Annotated in this window: 13 protein-coding genes and 1 pseudogene; all 14 read right to left on the bottom strand. The window is 71.5% G+C overall.

The annotated features are described in order from the left end of the window. Nucleotides 1–142: 142 nt before the first annotated feature. On the bottom strand, nt 143–1183 hold the full coding sequence (locus ACFY9I_RS01085) for a TIM barrel protein (RefSeq protein WP_390994841.1): 1041 nt from the start codon (nt 1181–1183) through the stop codon (nt 143–145). A gap of 89 nt (nt 1184–1272) precedes the next feature. Next, nucleotides 1273–2688 carry an alkaline phosphatase family protein gene (locus ACFY9I_RS01090; protein ID WP_390994844.1) on the bottom strand — a complete coding sequence of 472 codons (1416 nt, stop codon included), beginning with the start codon at nt 2686–2688 and terminating at the stop codon, nt 1273–1275. Then, nucleotides 2685–3854 carry a metabolite traffic protein EboE gene (gene eboE / locus ACFY9I_RS01095; RefSeq protein WP_390994847.1) on the bottom strand — a complete coding sequence of 390 codons (1170 nt, stop codon included), beginning with the start codon at nt 3852–3854 and terminating at the stop codon, nt 2685–2687. Before eboE ends, ACFY9I_RS01090 begins: the two co-directional genes overlap by 4 nt. 3 nt (nt 3855–3857) lie before the next feature. Next, nucleotides 3858–4706 carry a TatD family hydrolase gene (locus tag ACFY9I_RS01100; RefSeq protein ID WP_390994850.1) on the bottom strand — a complete coding sequence of 283 codons (849 nt, stop codon included), beginning with the start codon at nt 4704–4706 and terminating at the stop codon, nt 3858–3860. Further along, nucleotides 4706–5407: an EboA domain-containing protein gene (locus ACFY9I_RS01105; protein WP_390994852.1), complete on the bottom strand. Its 702-nt coding sequence runs from the start codon at nt 5405–5407 to the stop codon at nt 4706–4708. Before ACFY9I_RS01105 ends, ACFY9I_RS01100 begins: the two co-directional genes overlap by 1 nt. 251 nt (nt 5408–5658) lie before the next feature. Beyond that, nucleotides 5659–6576, bottom strand: a pseudogene (locus ACFY9I_RS01110) (sugar phosphate isomerase/epimerase family protein); the annotation flags it as partial. After that, on the bottom strand, nt 6573–7763 hold the full coding sequence (locus ACFY9I_RS01115) for an inositol-3-phosphate synthase (protein ID WP_390994854.1): 1191 nt from the start codon (nt 7761–7763) through the stop codon (nt 6573–6575). The gene ACFY9I_RS01115 and the pseudogene ACFY9I_RS01110, both read right to left, overlap by 4 nt. Nucleotides 7764–7865: 102 nt before the next feature. Then, entirely contained in the window at nt 7866–9257 is a 1392-nt protein-coding gene (locus ACFY9I_RS01120) for a ThuA domain-containing protein (RefSeq protein ID WP_390994857.1), read from the bottom strand. 9 nt (nt 9258–9266) lie between these two features. Beyond that, nucleotides 9267–11768 carry a PQQ-dependent sugar dehydrogenase gene (locus ACFY9I_RS01125; RefSeq protein WP_390994860.1) on the bottom strand — a complete coding sequence of 834 codons (2502 nt, stop codon included), beginning with the start codon at nt 11766–11768 and terminating at the stop codon, nt 9267–9269. A 92-nt stretch (nt 11769–11860) separates the two neighbouring features. Beyond that, entirely contained in the window at nt 11861–12865 is a 1005-nt protein-coding gene (locus ACFY9I_RS01130; protein ID WP_390994862.1) for a TIM barrel protein, read from the bottom strand. Nucleotides 12866–12878: 13 nt separating this feature from the next. Continuing rightward, nucleotides 12879–14453: a Gfo/Idh/MocA family oxidoreductase gene (locus ACFY9I_RS01135; RefSeq protein WP_390994863.1), complete on the bottom strand. Its 1575-nt coding sequence runs from the start codon at nt 14451–14453 to the stop codon at nt 12879–12881. A 278-nt stretch (nt 14454–14731) separates the two neighbouring features. After that, a complete protein-coding gene (locus ACFY9I_RS01140) occupies nt 14732–15769 on the bottom strand; it encodes a substrate-binding domain-containing protein (protein WP_390994866.1) in 1038 nt (345 codons plus the stop codon). A 101-nt stretch (nt 15770–15870) separates the two neighbouring features. Then, complete coding sequence (locus ACFY9I_RS01145) at nt 15871–16890, bottom strand: ABC transporter permease (protein WP_390994868.1); 1020 nt, start codon at nt 16888–16890, stop codon at nt 15871–15873. Beyond that, nucleotides 16887–18407 carry an ATP-binding cassette domain-containing protein gene (locus ACFY9I_RS01150; protein ID WP_390994870.1) on the bottom strand — a complete coding sequence of 507 codons (1521 nt, stop codon included), beginning with the start codon at nt 18405–18407 and terminating at the stop codon, nt 16887–16889. The genes ACFY9I_RS01145 and ACFY9I_RS01150 overlap by 4 nt, the downstream gene beginning before the upstream one ends. Nucleotides 18408–18579: the final 172 nt, after the last annotated feature.

Consider the following 18579-nt stretch of genomic DNA (forward strand, 5'->3'; position numbering starts at 1 on the left):
CCCCGCCCCCACCCAAACCCCCCCCCCCCCCCGCCCCGCGGGGCACGCGGGGGCCCCCCGCCTCGGCCGCCGCCCCCGGGCGCCCCCCCGGGGCCCCCCCCCCCGGGGGCGGCCGCCTGCTGCCGTTGTCGTACGCCTTCGGTCAGCACTTCTCCCGCAGCGAGTGGAGGTGCTCGCTGGAGCGGCGGGCGAAGGTGAACGACTCGCTGGGGTTGTCGTGTTCGGCCTGCCAGTGGTGGGCGAGCCGGTGGCCCCTCAGGCGGGTAACGGCCGTGATGAACCTCTGGTAGTCGATGTCGCCGTCGCCGACGTCCACCATGCGGTAGCCGAAGGGGTTCGACGGGTCGCTCTCGCCGTCCTTGACGTGGAAGAGCGGGTAGCGGTTCGGGCGGCGCAGGACGTAGTCGAGGGGCTCGAAGGGCGCGGAGGTGCCGTCGGGCCGCTTCGAGAACCGGAACTGGGCCACGTACGCCCAGAAGATGTCCATCTCCAGGAAGACCAGGTCGGGGTCCGTCTCGCGGAGCAGCACGTCGTAGAGGCGGACCTTGGGGTTGTCGGTGGCGAAGGAGAACTCCTCGGAGTGGTTGTGCTGGTAGAACTTCATGCCCCGCGCCCTGGCCGCCGCGCCGTAGGTGTTGAACTCGTGGGCGGCCCGCTTCATCGCGTCCACGGTCATGCCGTAGCGGAAGGGGCCGGCTGCGGTGCCGATGTGCTTGAGGCCGAGCGCCTGGGCGTCGTCGAGGACCTTGGTGAGGTTCTGGGCGAAGGTGTACGCGTTCGGATCGTCGGAGTAGTAGCCGACGTGGCTGCCGATCGGGGTGAGGCCGTGGTTGCGGGCGAGTCGCCTCAGTTGGGCGAGGGTGATGGGGCCCGCGGAGCCCTGGGTGTAGCCGGCGAACTCGACCTCGTCGTAGCCGTACTTCTCCAGCTCGGCGAAGACGGGGGCGAAGCCGAGGGTGGAGACCTTGTCGCGCAGGCTGTAGAGCTGGATGCCGAGGCGGCCGGGTGGGAGGACGGGGCGACCGCGACCGGCGGTGGAGGCTCCGGCGGCGGTGGCGGCCTGTGCCGGGGCGGCGGCCGTGCCCAGCAGGGCTGCGGCGGTGGCGCCCGCGGCCACACCGAGCATGCCTCGTCTGCTGAGGCGGTGGGCGAGTTCGGGATCCGTCTTGTCGGCGCGGCTCATTCCTGGAACTCCTCTGCGTCGAAGGGCGTTGTCAGTGGTGAGTGCTTCACTTGTGACCAGTCAGGACCCCTGGGGGTCCGTGGCACCGGTCAGGTAAGACCGGCAAGTCGGAGCAGCAGTGCTTTCACATCGGTGGCCGCCACGCGGTCGCCGACGGCTCGGGGGGTGGAGCAGATGATGAGCGGACCGTCGTCGTCGCTCGCGGGAAGGCGGCCGTGGCTGCCGCGAATAGGTGAGGGATCCAGCGGCACGACCGCCATGCGGTAGCGCAGGCCGAGTTTCTTGCGGGCCAGTGCCGTGGCCGCCTTGAGCTTCACATACGGGTCGAGCGGGTCCATGAACAGCTCGACCGGGTCGTAGCCGGGTTTGCGATGGATCTCGACGAGGCGTGCGAAGTCGGGTGCGCGGTCGTCGTCGAGCCAGTAGTAGTACGTGAACCAGGCGTCCGGCTCCGCGACGGCGACGAGTTCGCCGGAGCGCGCGTGATCAAGGTGATGGGACTTCTTGCCCTCGTCGTCGAGGAGCTGGTCGATGCCGGGCAGGTCCGCGAGGGCTTCCCTGGTGGCTTCCAGGTCCTCGGGGCGGCGTACGTAGACATGGGCGATCTGGTGATCGGCGACGGCGAAGGCCCGTGAGGTCATCGGGTCCAGATACTCCATGCCGTCCTGTGTGTGCACCTGCAGAAGGCCGGCACGGCGCAGGGCGCGGTTGATGTCCACGGGGCGGTCGACGCGGGTGATGCCGTATTCGGAGAGCACGACGACGGTACGGCCTTCCGCGCGGGCGTCGTCGAGCAGGGGCGCCACGGCCTTGTCCAGGTCGGCGGCGGCCTTCAGGGCGCGTGGGTCGTCGGGGCCGTGGCGCTGCAGGTCGTAGTCGAGGTGAGGGAGGTAGCAGAGGGTCAGGTCGGGCCGGCGGGTGCGGATGATGTGGCGGGTCGCGTCGATGATCCAGCGGCTGGAGACGAGGTCGGCGCCGGGGCCCCAGAAGCGGAACAGCGGGAACGTGCCGAATTTCGCGGTGAGTTCGTCGTGCAGGGCCGGGGGCCGGGTGTAGCAGTCGGGTTCCTTGCGGCCGTCGGAGTAGTAGATCGGACGGGGGGTGACGGTGATGTCGGTGTCGGCGCCCATGGCGTACCACCAGCAGATGTTGGCGACCGTGTAGCCGGGGTGGGCGCGGCGGGCCGCGTCCCACAGTTTGTCCCCGGCGACGAGACCGTTGTGCTGGCGCCACAGCAGGACGTCGCCTAGTTCACGGAAGTACCAGCCGTTGCCGACGATGCCGTGCTCGGTGGGCAGCGTGCCGGTCAGGAAGGTGGACTGGGCGGCGCAGGTGACGGCGGGCAGGACGGTTCCGAGCGGGGCGCGGGAGCCGGACCGGCCGAGGGTCTTGAGGTGGGGCATGTGGTCGAGGAGACGGGGGGTGAGGCCGACGACGTCCAGGACGAGGAGAGGGGTGGGCCCGGCGTCGGGTCGGAGATGCGCGGTGGCGCTCTCTCGGCTCACGGCAGCTCCTTGAGGCCGAGGTCCGTCAACAGGTCGCGGGCGAGCGTGAGTTCGGCTGCTATGCCGTCGGTGAGCCGGCCGCGGGTGCTGGGGCGCAGCTCGGCCGGCAGGGCCTGCCAGGTGTAGGTCTCGACCTCCAGATGGCGGGTGAGGGGATGGGCGCCGCCGACGAGAAGGGTCAGGGCCGTCTTGAGCACCGGGAGCGTGGAGGTGAGGGGTGCGGCGGGGGCCGCGTGGAGGGGGACGTGGAAGTGGGCGCGCCAGGGTGAGGCGTCGGGCAGGGCGTCGCCCTGGAGGGCCTCGCCGAGGTCGTCGGTGCCGCGCAGGCCTGCGGCGGTGGAGGTGCGGGTCTGGTGCAGGAAGCGGGGCTCGTCGAAGGCGGCGAGGGCTTCGCGGATCTCGGGGAGGTGGGGGTGTTCGGCGTGCAGGGCGGCCGAGAGCTGGGATTTCACGATGGGGACGCGGGCCTGTGTGAGCGCGTCCAGGGCGGTGTGCGGGTCTTCGAAGGAGGTGGCGAGATGGCAGGTGTCGACGCAGACGCCGATGCGGTGGTGGTCGATGTCGGTGAGCGGACCGATGGCGTCGGCGGTCGTCTCGACGGTGCAGCCGGGCTCGGGTTCCAGTCCCACGCGGATGGAGCGGCCGGTCAGCTCGGCGACGGCGTCGAGGCGTTCGGCGAGGGTGCGCAGAGCCGTGCGGGACCGGGCGGCGCGGGTGTCGTCGTAGACCGTGCGCCAGGCCAGGGGCAGGGTCGAGATGGTGCCGTCGGTGACATCGTCGGGGAGGAGACGGGCGAGGACGCGGGCGAGGGAGGTGGTGTGGTCGAGGCGTTCCGGGTCGGCCCAGTCCGGCTGGTAGACGCGGTACTTGACCTCTTCGGAGCCGAAGCCCTGATAAGGGAAGCCGTTGAGGGTGACGACCTCCAGTCCGCGCCGGTCGAGTTCGGTGCGCAGGCCGCGCAGGGCGGAGGGGTCGGTCACCAAAGCCTCGGCGGCGTCCTTGGCGAGCCACAGTCCGATGCCGAGGCGGTCGCGGCCGAGGCGGCGGCGTACGGGTTCGCAGTGGTCGCGGAGTTGGGCGAGGACGCCGTCGAGGGTTTCGGCCGGGTGCACGTTGGTGCAGTAGGCGAGGTGGACGGTGGAGCCGTCGGGGTGGCGGAAGCGCACGGGTCACTCCCCGCCGCGCAGGATGCTGTTGCCCTTGTGCGTGGTGTCCGTCTCGGTGACGTCGAGGGCGAGGCGGCCGCTGAGTCCGTAGAAGGCGACCGGGTTGCGCCACAGCACCAGGTCCACGTCGTCCTCGTCGAACCCGGCGGCGAGCAGGGCGTCGGCGACCCGGCGGGTCTTGAGGGGGTCGCTTCTTCCCCAGTCCGCCGCGGAGTTGACCAGCACCTTCTCGGTGCCGAACGCCTTGATGACGGCGACCATGCGCTCCTCGTCCATCTTGGTGTCCGGGTAGACGGAGAAGCCGAGCCAGGCGCCGCTGTCCTTGGCCTCTTTGACGGTGGTCTCGTTGAGGTGGTCGAGCAGCACCCGTTCGACGGGCAGGGCGGAGGCTGCGACGGCGTCGAGGGAGCGGCGCAGGCCCGTGAGTTTGTCCCGGTGCGGGGTGTGGACCAGGGCGGGCAGGCCGTGGTCGGCGGCCAGTTGCAGTTGGTGTTCGAGGGCGAGGTCCTCGGCCGGGGTCATGGAGTCGTAGCCGATCTCGCCGACGGCCACGACCCGGTCCTTGAGCAGATAGCGGGGCAGGTGGTCCAGGACGGGCGTGCACCGCGGGTCGTTCGCCTCCTTGGGGTTGAGGGCGAGGGCGCAGTGGTGGGCGATGCCGTACTGGGCGGCGCGGAAGGGCTCCCAGCCCAGAAGGGAGTCGAAGTAGTCGATGAAGGAGGCGGGAGAGGTGCGGGGCTGTCCCAGCCAGAAGGCCGGCTCCACGACGGCGCGGACACCCGCCCCGTGCATCGCCTCGTAGTCGTCGGTGGTGCGTGACGTCATGTGGATGTGGGGGTCGAAGATGCGCATCAGGACTCCTTGCCGTCGGTGCCGTAGGTGCCGTCCGGGTGGGGCTCGTCGGCCGGTGGAGGCGCGGCCAGGGCCAGGACGCGGTACAGGTCCTCGGGTACGGGACGGCCCGCGGCGGTGCGTTCCTCGGCGTAGTCGCCGAGCATGCGGGCGAGTTCGCCGTCGCCGTGGGCCCGGCGGGCCAGGTCGGTGATCTCGTCGACGCGCACTCCGGTGAACAGGCACTTGAGCACGGCGTGCCGCCAGGGGTGCGGGGCCAGATGGCGGGCGGCGTACGGGCCGAGGGCGGCGGCGACGAGACGGGTGTCGTTGGTCCGCAGGGCGTCCTCGACGAGGTGCAGCGCGTCGGGGCCCGGCACCAGATGGGGCAGGGCGTGCAGGACCGCCCGGCGTTCGTCGGCGGTGCCCTGACGGTAGACCCGGGTGAGCGCGTCGGTGTCGGCGCGGGCCGCGTGCAGGATCAGGACGCGGACGGCGTCGGCGTGCTCGGCACCGCAGCGTCGGCCGGCCTCGGCCAGGCGCAGTTCCCAGACGGAGATGGGCCCGTGGGCGCCCGGATGGTCGGCGGCCTCGTCGAGCGCCCGACCCAGCCAGGCGCGAGCCGCGTCCGTGAGGAGGGCATCGAGGTGACCGCGCAGTTCGTGGGGTGCGGCGAGGGCGGGGTGGGCTGCCGGGCGGTCCGGTGTGCGGTGGTGGATCACGTGGCGCTCCCGTTCGGGGACGGCGATGGTGTCGCGGGGCCGCCCGGAAGCGCTCGTGCCGTGTCGTCGGTGCCACTGAGCGTGCACTCGGGCTCGGGTGGGCCGGTGCCGTCGGGGCGGGGAAGGCCGGTGCCGTCGGGGCGGGATGGGCGCGTGACGGGGAGGCGAGGGAGGGCTGTGCCATCGGAGCGAAGACAGAGGGTGCCGTCGGGGCGGGAAGGGAACCTGACTTGGAGGCGGGGAGGGAGCGGTCCGTGCGGGCGGGGGGATGCCTTGCGGGCTGTCGACCGGTCGGCGGCTCGACGGAGGAAGGAGAGGGACTGTTCGGCGAAGTGGGGGCCGGCGTGGGAGTGGCGGGGGAGTTCGACGACGGTCAGGGCACGGTAGTCGACGGCGGCCAGGGCTTCGAGTACGGGTGGGAAGTCGATCTCGCCTTCGCCGAAGGGGAGGTGTTCATGGACGCCGCGGCGCATGTCCTCGATCTGGACGTGGCGGAGCCAGGGCGCGGCGGCGCGAACGCAGTCGGCGGGCGGGAGGGGCTCCAGGCACTGGCAGTGGCCGATGTCGAGGGTGAGGCCCAGGGCGGCGGGACTGGCGAGGGCCTCGCGGAGGCGGTGGAAGTCGGCGAGGGTGGCGAGGAGGTGACCGGGTTCGGGTTCGACGGCCAGCGGGACGCCTGCGACGGTGGCGGCGTCGAGGACGGGGGTGAGCGCGTCGGGGAGGCGTTTCCAGGCGGTGTCCTCGTCCGTGGTGGGCGGGGTGACTCCGCTGAAGCAGTGCACGGCGTGGGCGCCCAGCTCCGCGGCGACCTGTACGGCGCGGATCAGCAGGTCGGCTCGGCGTGCCCGGTCGTCGGGGTCGGGGTCCAGGAGGGTGGGGCCGTGCTTGCAGCGGGGGTCGAGGACATAGCGGGCCCCGGTCTCCACGGTGACGGTCAGTCCTAGGGTGTCCAGCCGTCGCGCGAGCCGCCGGGTGCGGGCGGCCAGATCGGGGGCGAGCGGGTCGAGGTGCATGTGGTCGAGCGTCAGACCGACACCGTGGTAGCCGAGGTCGGAGAGGAGGGCGAGGGCGTCGTCGAGGCGGAGGTCGGCGAGGCCGTTGGTGCCGTAGCCGAAGGAGAGGGGGGAGCCCGGGGTCGGCCGGCTGAGCGGGGGCTGTTGTGCGTTCATGCCGGGCCCGCTTCCGAGGACGCCGTCGGTGACGGCCCCCGCTCGGGCTGACCCGCGCCGGCACGGTGCCCCCGCAGCCGCTCCGCGAAGCCCGCCAGCGCCGTGTACTGCTCCCCCAGTGCCGACGGGGCCTCGCCCACTGGGTCCTTGAAGTAGAAGGCCAGCTCCCTCAGAGGGCCGGTGAGGCCGGCCTCGTGGGCCCTGGCCAGCAGGCGGGCGAGGTCCAGGACCAGGGGGGCGGCCAGGGCGGAGTCGCAGCCCTGCCAGGTGGTCTGGAGAACCATCCGTGTGCCGAGGAATCCGTCGAAGGCGATGTGGTCCCAGGCGGTCTTCCAGTCGCCGAGCGCGGGGACGTCGTCGATGTGGGTCTCGCCCTCGGGGGCACGGCCCAGGGTGTCGGTCAGGACGCGTGCCTTGCCGGCGTTCTTGGCGGCGGCGGCCGCCGGGTCGGCGAGCGCGGCACCGTCACCGCCGCCGAGGAGGTTGGTACCGGACCAGGCCCGGACGGTCAGGGCCCGCTGGGCGAACATCGGGCCGAGGACGGACCGGAGCAGGGTCTGTCCGGTCTTGCCGTCACGGCCCGCGTACGGGAGGCCGGAGGAGGCGGCGAGGGTGGCGAGCGTCGCGTGGTGGAGGCCGGTCGAGGGGGTGAAGTTGACGTAGGGGCAGCCCGCGCGGAGGGCGGCCGTCGCGTACAGCGCGCTGGGCGGCAGGGCGGCCCCGGTGGGCGCGGGTTCCGTGGAGGCGACGTTCACCACCACGGCTCGGGTCAGTCCCCGGCGCCGTACGAAGTCTTCGATGTCGGCCGTGAAGGAGGAGATCAGCTCGTCGGCGCTCCTGGTGTCGCCCGGGAAGGGGCCACCGGTCCTGATCTCCCGGTCCGCGGCGGCCAGTTCGGAGGTGATCGTCGTCGGCAGGTCGTACGGCAGGACGCCGGCGGCGGCGAGGGCTTCGGCGCGCTTGGGCAGGGGGCAGTCCGTCGTGTCGTGGCCGCCGAAGACGAGGGAGGCGAGCGGGGGCAGGCCCGTGTCGGCGAAGAGAGGGGTCTCGGTGATCAGGCCCGTCGGGGTGTGCAGGCCCGCCGTCATGGCCGCGCAGCCCGCGACGGCGGTGGTGGCGACGGAACCGCGTGCTCCGATCAGCCACACGCCGACGCTCGGTGGGGGAACGGACATGGACGCGGGCATGGGCGGCCTCCTTGTCGGGCGAGTGGTGGGGAAACACCGGGACCCCTCGGGGGGAAGGTGAAGGCGGCGGGCGGTGGTCCGGCGTCCCCCGCCCGCCGCCGCTCAGTCGCCCGGGGACGGGCCAGCCGGGTGGGCGGCCCGTGCGGGCAGTTCCTTGATCCGGATGTCGCGGAAGGACACCTGGTCGTCGGCTCCGTGGTTCTGGATGCCGAGGTGGCCGTCGCGCAGGCTGCGTACCGGATCGGTGTTGGTGAAATCGTTGATCTTCAGTCCGTTGAGCCAGACGCGGAGGCGCTCGCCCTCCACGCGGATCTCGTACGTGTTCCACTCCCCCGGCGGGTTCAGCGCGCGGTCACGTTGTGCGATGTCGGCGGAGCGGAAGCCGTACACGGCCCCCGTGGTCCTCTCGGGTACGTCCGTGGCGTCGATCTGGATCTCGTAGCCGTTGTGCACGGCCGACCAGGGGTCGTCCGAGGGCGGGAAGCCTACGAACACACCGGAGTTGTCGTCGCCGGAGGCGCCGGACATCCTCCAGTCGAGCTTCAGGGAGTAGGACCCGAAGCCCGAGGCGGCGTACCAGAGCATGCCCATGCCCCCGCCGGACGTCAGCGTGCCGTCCTCACCGAGCTCGAAGGAGCCCGGGCCGGCCTGACGCCACGCGGCCAGGGACTCGACCGTGCCGTCGAAGAGCGGCCGGTAGCCGTTCTCCGGGCGGCAGTCGGCCTGGGCCTCGCCGATCGCCCACCGGATGCCGCCGAGCAGGTGCCGGCGGAAGGCGGGTTCGGCGAAGGACTCCTTGGTGTGGCCGCCGCCGGTGTAGAAGGCGCGGCCGCCCTGGTAGTTCTGGCACCAGGCGATCGGATGGTCGCCGTTCATGGTGCCGCCGGTGTACGACGACTCGTCGAGCGAGGCGAGGACATGGGCCCGCCCGCGTGGGTTGGAGCGGTAGTTGTACCACTCGTCCGTGCGGTTCCAGGTCGCGCCGAGGCCCGAGGTCGCCGGGTGGGCGTGGTCCTCGACCTTGACCGTCGCGGGCTGGATCGCGGGGTGCGACTGGAAGTACGCGCCCGCGAGTCCGCCGTAGAAGGCCCAGTCGTACTCGGTGTCGGCGGCGGCGTGGACGCCCACATAGGCGCCGCCGCGCTTGATGTACCGCTCGAACGCCCCCTGTTGGGCCGCGTTCAGGACATCGCCCGTCGTCGAGAGGAACACCACCGCGTCGTAGCGCCCGAGGTTGCGGGCGGTGAAGGCGGCGGCGTCCTCCGTGGCGTCGACACCGAAGCCGTGGGCGGCGCCCAGTTCCCGTACGGCCGCGATGCCCTCGGGTATCGAGTCGTGCCGGAAGCCGGCGGTCTTGGAGAACACCAGCACCCGGCGCTCGTGCCCGTGCCCCGCGGAACCGCCCGCCTCATCCGACACGGCCGGCCCCGACACACACCCGATCAGCAGGGCGGCGCCACCCAGCGCTGCGCAGAGTCGTTTGTTCGTAAGCATGGCTCCCCCTCACCTCGTCGTGAAGGTGAAGTCGTCCACGTCGAACAGGCCGCCGGAGCCGCTCCCCTTGAACACCAGGTAGAGGGTGGTGGTTCCGCGCGGGGCGCGGGACAGGTTCGCGGTGACGTCCTGGAAGTTCTCCCAGCCGCCGGTCGCCGGCACGGTCGTACGGCCGAGGACACGCCCGGTCGGAGAGCCCGCGCGGACCTCCAGTTTCCCGCCGGCGCCCCCGGAGGAGACACGCGCGGTGATCTTCGTGGCGTTGGAGAGGACGTACGGCTCGAAGGAGATCCAGTCGCCGTGGGAGATGTCACCGACCGTCTTGCCACCGTGTGCCGTGTCCTTGGACTGCACCGCGATGCCCGACGAGTCGCCGTAGTGCTCGGCCTGGCGGTGCTTGGGCTGGACGACGTGTCGGTCGTGGGTGGTCAGCGGGGCCTGGCCGCCGCCTCCGCCGTCGGTGTACTCGGCGTCGAAGACCCCGAAGATGTTGGCGTTCTCGTCGTGGCCGCCGTCGGCGCTGGTCTGGATGGTGCCGGTGCAGCCGTTGGCGGAGGTCACCGGGTGGCCGTGGCTGTCGTGGCCGAGGATGAAGGTGACCTTGACCTTGGCACAGTCGATCGGGCGGCCGTCCTCCGGGTCGCTCACCCGCACCTTGAACGGTACGGCGTCACCGAAGGCGAACAGCTGTCCGTCCTGCGGGAGTTCCAGCGTGACCTTCGGCGCGGTGTTGCCGACGACGATCCGCACACTGGCGCTGCCGGTGCGGCCCGAGGGGTCCTTCGCGGTCACGGTCGCCGTGTAGGTGCCGTTCTTCTTGTAGGTGTGTGTCGGGTTCGCCGCCGTGGACGTAGCGCCGTCGCCGAAGTCCCAGCTGTACGTGAGGGCGTCGCCGTCCTGGTCGCTGGTGCCCTTCGAGGAGAAGCGGACCTTCAGCTTCGCCTGGCCGGAGGTGCGGTCGGCGGCGGCCTGGGCGACCGGGGAGTGGCCGTCGGTGGCGTTCTCGATGCGGTACAGGGCGGAGTGCTCGTCGCCGCCGAACCAGGAGACACCGTAGTCCAGGACGTAGAGCGCGCCGTCCGGGCCGAAGGCCATGTCCATGACCTGGGTGCCGGTCCAGGGCACGTTGTTGATCGACCGCACGGTGCCGTCGGCGTCGCTGGTGATCCGCTTGATCCAGCGGCGGCCGAACTCACCGGCGAAGAAGTCGCCGTCGTACGCCTCGGGGAACTTCACCGGGGAGTCGAGCGAGGCGTCGTAGTGGTAGACCGGGCCGCCCATCGGGGACTCGGAACCGTCGCCGAACTCCGGTACGGAGGCGCCGTTGTAGGGGATCCAGGCGGGCTCCGCGGGCGGCAGGTCGGTGAGGCCGGTGTTGTTGGGCGAGGTGTTCTTCGGGGCCGCGCAGTCGAAGGCCGCGCCCGAGGTGCCGGTGGCGAAGTCGTAGTCGACGTAGGCGTCGTTCTTGCCGGTGCAGTACGGCCAGCCGAAGTTGCCCGGCTTGGTCACCCGGGCGAACTCGACCTGTCCGGCCGGGCCACGCGAGGGGTTGGCGGCGCCCGCGTCGGGGCCGTACTCGCCGACGTAGAGGACGCCGGTCTTCTGGTCGACGCTGAAGCGGAACGGGTTGCGCAGGCCCATCGCGTAGATCTCCGGGCGCGTCTTGTCCGTGCCGGGTGCGAAGAGGTTGCCGTCGGGGACGGAGTAGGAGCCGTCAGCGTTCACCTTGATGCGCAGGATCTTGCCGCGCAGGTCGTTGGTGTTGGCGGAGGTGCGCTGGGCGTCGAAGGCCGGGTTGCGGTGGGCGCGCTCGTCGATGGGGGTGAAGCCGTCCGACTGGAACGGGTTGCTGTCGTCGCCCGTCGACAGGTACAGGTTGCCCGCCGCGTCGAAGTCGATGTCGCCGCCGACGTGGCAGCAGATGCCGCGCGAGGCGGGCACGTCGAGAATCTTCTTCTCACTGGCGGAGTCGAGGGTGCCGTCGGTCTTCAGCACGAAGCGGGAGAGCCGGTTCACGCCGTCGAAGGGCGCGAAGTCGGCCGCCGTGCCGGTCTCGGGGGCGTCACCCGCCGGGGTGTTCAGCGGGGGCGCGTAGTAGAGGTAGATGAAGCGGTTGTCGGCGAAACCCGGGTCGACTCCGATGCCCTGCAGGCCCTCCTCGTCGTGGGAGTACACGTCGAGCTTGCCCGCGAGCCTGGTGTTGCCCGCCGCGTCCGTGAGCCGCAGCTCGCCGTCGCGCGAGGTGTGCAGGACCGAGCGGTCGGGGAGGACGGCGAGCGACATGGGCTCGCCCGTCTCCGGTTCGCCCTTGGCGAGGGTGACCTGCTGGAAGTCCTCGGCAGCGGCGGCCGCGGCGGCGCCGGGTCCGGCGTCGGCCGCGCCCGCCGCGGGCGCGGTGAGCGAGAGTGACGCGCCCGCCAGCAGCAGACCGCTCAGCAATGCGATCGACCTGCGCAGTCCGCGGCGTCCGAAGGTGCTGGTGGGGCGTCTGTTGTCGTCGTACGGGTGCACGAAATGCCTCCAGTGAGGGGCTGGTCGTACGGAGGTGTACGGGTGTGTGCGGTACGCCGGGGTGCGCCGTCACCCCGGAAGACGGACGAGCGTTACTCGTTGCCGCCGAACGCCGCGTCGAACGAGGCCGTCGGCGGTTCGAAGTCGTACGCCTTGAGGCGGGTCAGGGCCTCGGGGGCGCCTTGGAGCCGGTCCATGCCGGCGTCCTCCCACTCCACGGAGATCGGGCCCCGGTAGTCGATGGAGCGGAGCATCCGGAAGACGTCCTCCCAGGGCACATCACCGTGGCCGGCCGACACGAAGTCCCAGCCCCGGCGCGGGTCGCCCCAGGGCAGGTGCGAGCCGAGACGGCCGTTGCGGCCGTCGAGGCGCTTGCGGGCCTCCTTGCAGTCGACGTGGTAGATCCGGTCGCGGAAGTCCCAGAGGAAGCCGACCGGGTCGAGGTCCTGCCACACGAAGTGCGAGGGGTCGAAGTTCAGACCGAAGGCCGGCCGGCGGTCGACCGCCTCCAGGGCCCGCTGGGTCGTCCAGTAGTCGTACGCGATCTCACTCGGGTGGACCTCGTGCGCGAACCGCACACCCTGGGCGTCGAAGACGTCGAGGATCGGGTTCCAGCGCATCGCGAAGTCGTCGTAGCCGCGCTCGATCATCGACTCGGGGGCGGGCGGGAACATGGCGACCAGATGCCAGATGGCGGAGCCGGTGAAACCGATGACGGTGTCCACGCCGAAGGCGGCTGCGGCCCGCGCGGTGTCGGCCATCTCGGCGGCGGCGCGCTGCCGTACGCCCTCGGGCTCGCCGTCGCCCCAGATGCGGGCGGGCAGGATGGCCCGGTGGCGCTCGTCGATGATGGCGTCGCAGACGGCCTGGCCCACCAGGTGGTTGGAGACGGCCCAACACTTCAGGCCGTACTTCTCCAGGAGCTGGTGGCGCGAGTCGAGGTACGACGGGTCGGCGAGGGCCTTGTCGACCTCGAAGTGGTCGCCCCAGCAAGCGAGTTCGAGGCCGTCGTAGCCGAAGTCGCGGGCGAGGCGGCAGACCTCCTCGAGCGGCAGGTCCGCCCACTGGCCGGTGAAGAGCGTGAAGTCGCGCGGCATGTCCGGGGCCTCCTCAGACCGCTGTGGGGGTGTGGGTCGGGGTGTAGACGGAGTTCTTCTCGGCGCTCTCCTCCACGGCGGCGAGCACCCGCTGCACCTGGAGTCCGTCGGCGAAGGACGGCTCGGGCCTGGTCCCCGCCGCGACGGCGTGCACCAGGTCACGGGCCTGGTGGACGAAGGTGTGGTCGTAGCCGAGGCCGTGGCCCGGCGGCCACCAGGCATCCAGGTAGGGGTGGTCGGGCTCGGTGACGAGGATGCGGCGGAAGCCTGCGTGGGTGCCGGGTTCGGTGTGGTCGTGGTAGGCGAGTTCGTTGAGGCGTTCCAGGTCGAAGCCCAATGAGCCGCGCTCACCGTTGAGTTCGATGCGCAGGGCGTTCTTGCGGCCCGTGGCGAAGCGGGTGGCCTCGAAGGAGGCGACGGCACCGGAGGCGAGGCGGCCGGTGAACAGGGCCGTGTCGTCAACGGTGACCGCGCCCCGCCCGGCCGTGCCGCCGGAGGAGGTCAGGCCGCTGGAGACGCCCGTCGGCAGGGGCCGTTCGCGTACGAAGGTCTCCATCAGCGCGGACACGCCGACCACCGACTCCCCGGCCAGGTACTGCGCGAGGTCGACGATGTGGGCGCCGAGGTCGCCGAGCGCCCCGGAGCCCGCGGACTCCTTGCGCAGCCGCCAGGTGAGCGGGAACTCCGGGTCCACCAACCAGTCCTGGAGGTACGTCACCCGTACGTGCCGCAGGGCACCCAGCCGGCCTTCGGCGACCATGCGGCGGGCGAGCGCGGTGGCCGGCAGCCGGCGGTAGTTGAAGCCGACCATCGCCACCTTGCCGCGCACGTACGCCTCTTCGGCCGCCGCCGCCATCGCCTCCGCCTCCGCGACCGTGTTGGCGAGGGGCTTCTCGCAGAGCACGTGCTTGCCGGCGGCCAGTGCGGCGAGGGCGATCTCGGCGTGGCTGTCGCCGGGGGTGCAGATGTCGACGAGGTCGATGTCGTCCCGCGCGATCAACTCCCGCCAGTCGGTCTCCGTCCCCGCCCACCCGTGCCGGTCCGCCATCGCCCGCACCGCGTCACCGTCCCGCCCGCACACGGCGGCGAGCACCGGAGTCAGCGGCAGATCGAATACACGGCCCGCCGTACGCCAGCCCTGCGAGTGCGCGGCCCCCATGAAGGCGTAGCCGATCATGCCGACCCGCAGCGGCGGCCTGCCCGGCCCGCCGACGAGCCCGGCGAGCCCGGCGGGCCGGGCCGCAGCGCGGGGTCCGGCCCCGGACGACCCCGCCCGGGCCCCGGCACCAGAGGGCCCCGCCACGCCCCCGGCCCCCGCCCCGGTGCCGTCCACGGCTTCCGTCCCTGCCCCGGCTCGGCTACCGGGCCCGACCGTGATTCCGGTGCCCGCCCGGTCCCCAGGGGGCGAGTTCTCGGCATCGGAAGCGTGCGCGTCCGCCGTCCGGACCTCGGCCACCGTCGAGGCTCTGACCTCGATCCCGACCGCCCCCTCGGCATCGGCTCCGGCATCGGCCCCGGCCCCCGCGTCGGGCCCCGGCGCTCCTGACTCCTCCGCCTCGGCCTGGTCGGGCTGTTGCGGCTGTCCCATGCGTGTGTCCTCCTCGTGGTGGCGCGGTGGGGGGTGTGGCCCGACTGTTCGGTCCGGGGCTGTGTCCTGCGTCGCCCCGACCTCGGGTCCCGGTCGGGCCCCTGGGCCCAGTCAGGCCTCGGGTGCCGGTCGGGCCCCTGGGCCCAGTCAGGCCTCGGGTGCCGGTCGGGCCCCTGGTCCCAGTCGGATCCTTGACCCCAGTCGGATCTTGGGTCCCAATCACACCTTTGGCCCCCATCGGATCTCGGGTCCCGGTCGGGTCCGCCGGACGGGAGCCGTCACTTGAAGCCGGTGGGCATGTACTGGTCGACGTTGTCCTTGTCGACGACGGCCGAGTAGAGGGTCACCGAGGCGGGGATCTCGAACTCGGCGAGGCCGCTGACGCCCTTGCTCTGGCCGAGGGCACGGGCGAGGTCGATCGCGGAGGCGGCCATGGTCGGCGGGTACAGGACGGTCGCCTTCAGCACACCGTCGTCCTTCTTGATGGCCTGGAACGCGGAGAGCGCGCCCGCGCCGCCGACCATGAGGAAGTCGTCGCGTCCGGCCTGCTCGATGGCGCGCAGGGCTCCGACGCCCTGGTCGTCGTCGTGGTTCCACAGAGCGTCGAAATCCGACTGGGCCTGCAGGAGCTGGGCCATCTTGGCCTGCCCGGACTCCACCGTGAACTCGGCGGCCTGTCGGGCCACCTTCTTGATGTTCGGGTAGTTCTTCAGCGCGTCGTCGAAGCCCCGGGTGCGCTGCTGGGTCAGCTCCAGGTTGTCGAGGCCGGCGAGTTCGATGACACGGGCGTCTCCCTTGTCCTTGAGCTTCTCGCCGATGTAGTGCCCGGCGTTGAGGCCCATGCCGTAGTTGTCTCCGCCGATCCAGCAGCGGTACGCCTGCGGGGAGTTGAAGATCCGGTCGAGGTTGACGACGGGGATGCCGGCCCGCATCGCCTTGAGGCCGACCTGGGTGAGGGCCTTGCCGTCGGCGGGCAGCACGACCAGGACGTCGACCTTCTTGTTGATGAGGGTCTCGATCTGGCCGATCTGCTGGGCGGTGTCGTTGGAGCCCTCGGTGATCTCCAGGGTGACGTCCTCGTACCGTTCCGCGCGGCTCTTGGCGTTCTGGTTGATCGCGTTGAGCCAGCCGTGGTCGGCCTGCGGTCCGGCGAAGCCGATGGTGACCTCCTTGCCTGGCTTGTCGTCGGCGACCGACTGCTCGCCCCCGGCCGGATCGTCCTTGGTCTCGTTGCTGGTGCACCCGGCGAGGAGGGCTCCGGCCGATACGGCGGCGGTTCCGAAGAGCAGTCCTCTACGGCTGGTGATCTGTGGCATGGCGATGGACCTTTCCGGTTCGGCTCGTCCGCTGTCGGCTCTTCGTGTCGGCTCTTCGTGTCGGCTCTTCGTGTCGGCTCTTCGTGTCGGCTCTTCGGCTGTCAGGTCGTGCCGGCCGTACGTCGCTGGACCAGGACCGCGGCGACGATGATCGCGCCCTTGGCGATCTGCTGGACGTCGCTCTGCAGGTTGTTGAGGGCGAAAATGTTGGTGATCGTGGTGAAGATCAGCACACCGAGAACGGAGCCGGTGATGGTGCCCCGTCCGCCGCTGAGCAGCGTGCCGCCGATGATCGCGGCCGCGATGGCGTCGAGTTCGTAGAGGTTGCCGTTGGTGTTCTGGCCCGAGCCGGACAGCACGATCAGCAGGAACGCGGCGATGCCGCAGCACAGCCCGGAGAGCAGGTAGAGGTAGAGCCGCTGGCGGCGGACGTCGATGCCCGCGAGCCGGGTCGCCTCCGCGTTGCCGCCGACGGCGACCGTGCGCCTGCCGAAGGTCGTCCGGTTCAGCACGAGCCAGCCGATGATCGTCACGACCGCGAAGACCAGGACGAGCGGTGGGACGCCGAGGACGTACGCGTCACGCTCGCCGAGGTCCAGGACGGTGTCGACGGTGACGACCTGGGTGCTGCCGTCGGTGATCTGCAGGGCAAGGCCTCGGGCCGAGGCGAGCATGGCGAGGGTGGCGATGAAGGGGACCATCCCGCCGTAGGCGATGAGCAGCCCGTTCACCAGTCCGCAGCCCACGCCGACGATCACCGCCGTGAAGAGGATGCCTGCGAAGCCGTACTCCTGGGTGGCCACGGTGGTCGCCCAGACGGACGCCAGGGCGACGATCGCGCCCACCGACAGGTCGATGCCGCCGGAGGTGATGACGAAGGTCATGCCCACGGTGACGACACCGATCACCGAGGCCTGTGTGAGGACGAGTTGGAGGTTGCGGGTGTCGAGGAACTGGTCGGGTCTGGTGACACCGCCGATGACGATCAGCGCGGCGAGGACGCCGAGGAGGGAGAGGGTGCGGACATCGGCGCGGAACACGCGGGTGCGCCAGGCGGGCGGCTCGCTGACGGGTGTCACCTTGTCGGCGCTGCCCCGGGGCGGGGACACGGGCTGGGTCATGACGCCGGGCTTCCTTCCATCACGAGGTCGAGGACGCGGTGTTCGTCGAGTTCACGGGCGGGCGCGGTGTGGACGACCCGGCCCTCGCGCAGCACGAGCACCCGGTCGGCGAGGCCGAGCACTTCGGGCACCTCGCTGGAGACCAGCAGCACGGCGAGCCCTTCGTCGGCGAGCCGCCGGACCACCGCGTACAGCTCGGCGCGGGCGCCCACGTCGACGCCCCGGGTGGGCTCGTCGAGCAGCAGGACCCGGCAGCCGCGCAGCAGCCAGCGGGCCAGGACCGCCTTCTGCTGGTTGCCGCCGGAGAGGGTGCGGACCGGTACGGCCGGGTTGTCGGGGCGCAGCGACAGCTCACGGGTCGCGGCCTGCGCCGCGCGGTGCTCGGCGCCTCGGTCGATCCAGCCGACGCGGGCGAAGCGGGACATCGACGAAACGGAAACGTTTCTGGTGACGGACTCCAGCATCAGCAGCGCCTGTGCCTTGCGCTCCTCGGGAGCGAGGCCGAGGCCGGCCCGTACGGCGGCCCGTACACTGCCGGGCCTCAACCGACGCCCCTCCACGCTCACTTGCCCGGCCGTCGGCTTACGGGCGCCGTAGATCGTCTCCAGGATCTCCGAGCGTCCCGAGCCGACCAGTCCGGCGAGCCCCACGATCTCGCCGGGCCGCACCTCCAGGTCGAACGCCTCGAACTCGCCGTCGCGGGCGAGGCCCCGTACGTCGAGCACCGGCGTGAGGTGGTCCGGCGGCGCGGGCGGCCGGTCCGGGAACACGTACTCGACATTGCGCCCGGTCATCAGCGCCACCACCTCGCGCGTCGGCGTGGACTTCGCGGGCAGTCCGCCCGCCACGGCCCGACCGTCCTTCAGTACGGTCACCCGGTCGCCGATCCGCCGGATCTCCTCCAGGCGGTGCGAGATGTAGACGACGGCCACCCCCTCGGCGGTCAGGTCGCCCACGATCCTGAACAGGTTGTCGACCTCGTCCGGGTCGAGCGCGGCCGACGGCTCGTCCATCACGATCAGCCGTACGTCGTGGGAGAGCGCCCGTGCCATGGAGACGATCTGCTGCTGGGCGGCCGACAACTCACCGACGAGCCGGGCCGGATCGACCTCCGGATGCCCGAGTCGCTGGAGCAGAGCGGCGGTCGACGCTCGTGCCGTCCTCCCCTTTACGACGAAGCCGGCGGCTGTCGGCTCATGCCCGAGGTGGACGTTCTCGGCCACCGACAGGCCCTCCACCAGGTCGAGTTCCTGGTAGATGGTGGCGATGCCGAGGCGCATGGCAGCGATCGGGGATTTGAGGGTGACGGGTTCACCCCGCCAGGTGATCGTTCCGTCGTCGGGCTGGTGAGCGCCGGCCAGGACCTTGATCAGGGTGGATTTACCGGCGCCGTTCTGGCCGAGCAGGCAGTGGACCTCTCCGGCCTGGACATCGAGGTCGACGCCGTCGAGGGCCCGGACTCCGGGGAACGACTTGGTGATGCCGGACATGGTGAGCAGCGGTGGTTCTGGTGCCATGAGTTCCCCTTGGCGGGCGTGCGGGCCGGTTTCAGGGCGATGCGCGTGCGTGTGCAGGCGTGTTCAGGGCAGGGCAGGGCAAACCGAGGCAGAGCGCCGTGCTGTGCTGTGCTGTGCTGTGCTGAACTGCGCTGTGCTGTGCTGTGCTGTGGAACCTTGTTCTGCGGCAGAA

The sequence above is a fragment of the Streptomyces sp. NPDC012510 genome (genome assembly GCF_042955065.1).
Classification (GTDB): domain Bacteria; phylum Actinomycetota; class Actinomycetes; order Streptomycetales; family Streptomycetaceae; genus Streptomyces.

Excerpts from the sequence above, each read along its gene's own strand:
- ACFY9I_RS01130 (WP_390994862.1), bottom strand. The coding sequence starts at position 12,865 with ATGCCGCGCGACTTCACGCTCTTCACCGGCCAGTGGGCGGACCTGCCG.
- ACFY9I_RS01085 (WP_390994841.1), bottom strand. The coding sequence starts at position 1,183 with ATGAGCCGCGCCGACAAGACGGATCCCGAACTCGCCCACCGCCTCAGC.
- ACFY9I_RS01100 (WP_390994850.1), bottom strand. The coding sequence starts at position 4,706 with ATGCGCATCTTCGACCCCCACATCCACATGACGTCACGCACCACCGAC.
- ACFY9I_RS01115 (WP_390994854.1), bottom strand. The coding sequence starts at position 7,763 with ATGCCCGCGTCCATGTCCGTTCCCCCACCGAGCGTCGGCGTGTGGCTG.
- ACFY9I_RS01150 (WP_390994870.1), bottom strand. The coding sequence starts at position 18,407 with ATGGCACCAGAACCACCGCTGCTCACCATGTCCGGCATCACCAAGTCG.
- ACFY9I_RS01135 (WP_390994863.1), bottom strand. The coding sequence starts at position 14,453 with ATGGGACAGCCGCAACAGCCCGACCAGGCCGAGGCGGAGGAGTCAGGA.
- ACFY9I_RS01120 (WP_390994857.1), bottom strand. The coding sequence starts at position 9,257 with ATGCTTACGAACAAACGACTCTGCGCAGCGCTGGGTGGCGCCGCCCTG.
- ACFY9I_RS01145 (WP_390994868.1), bottom strand. The coding sequence starts at position 16,890 with ATGACCCAGCCCGTGTCCCCGCCCCGGGGCAGCGCCGACAAGGTGACA.
- ACFY9I_RS01140 (WP_390994866.1), bottom strand. The coding sequence starts at position 15,769 with ATGCCACAGATCACCAGCCGTAGAGGACTGCTCTTCGGAACCGCCGCC.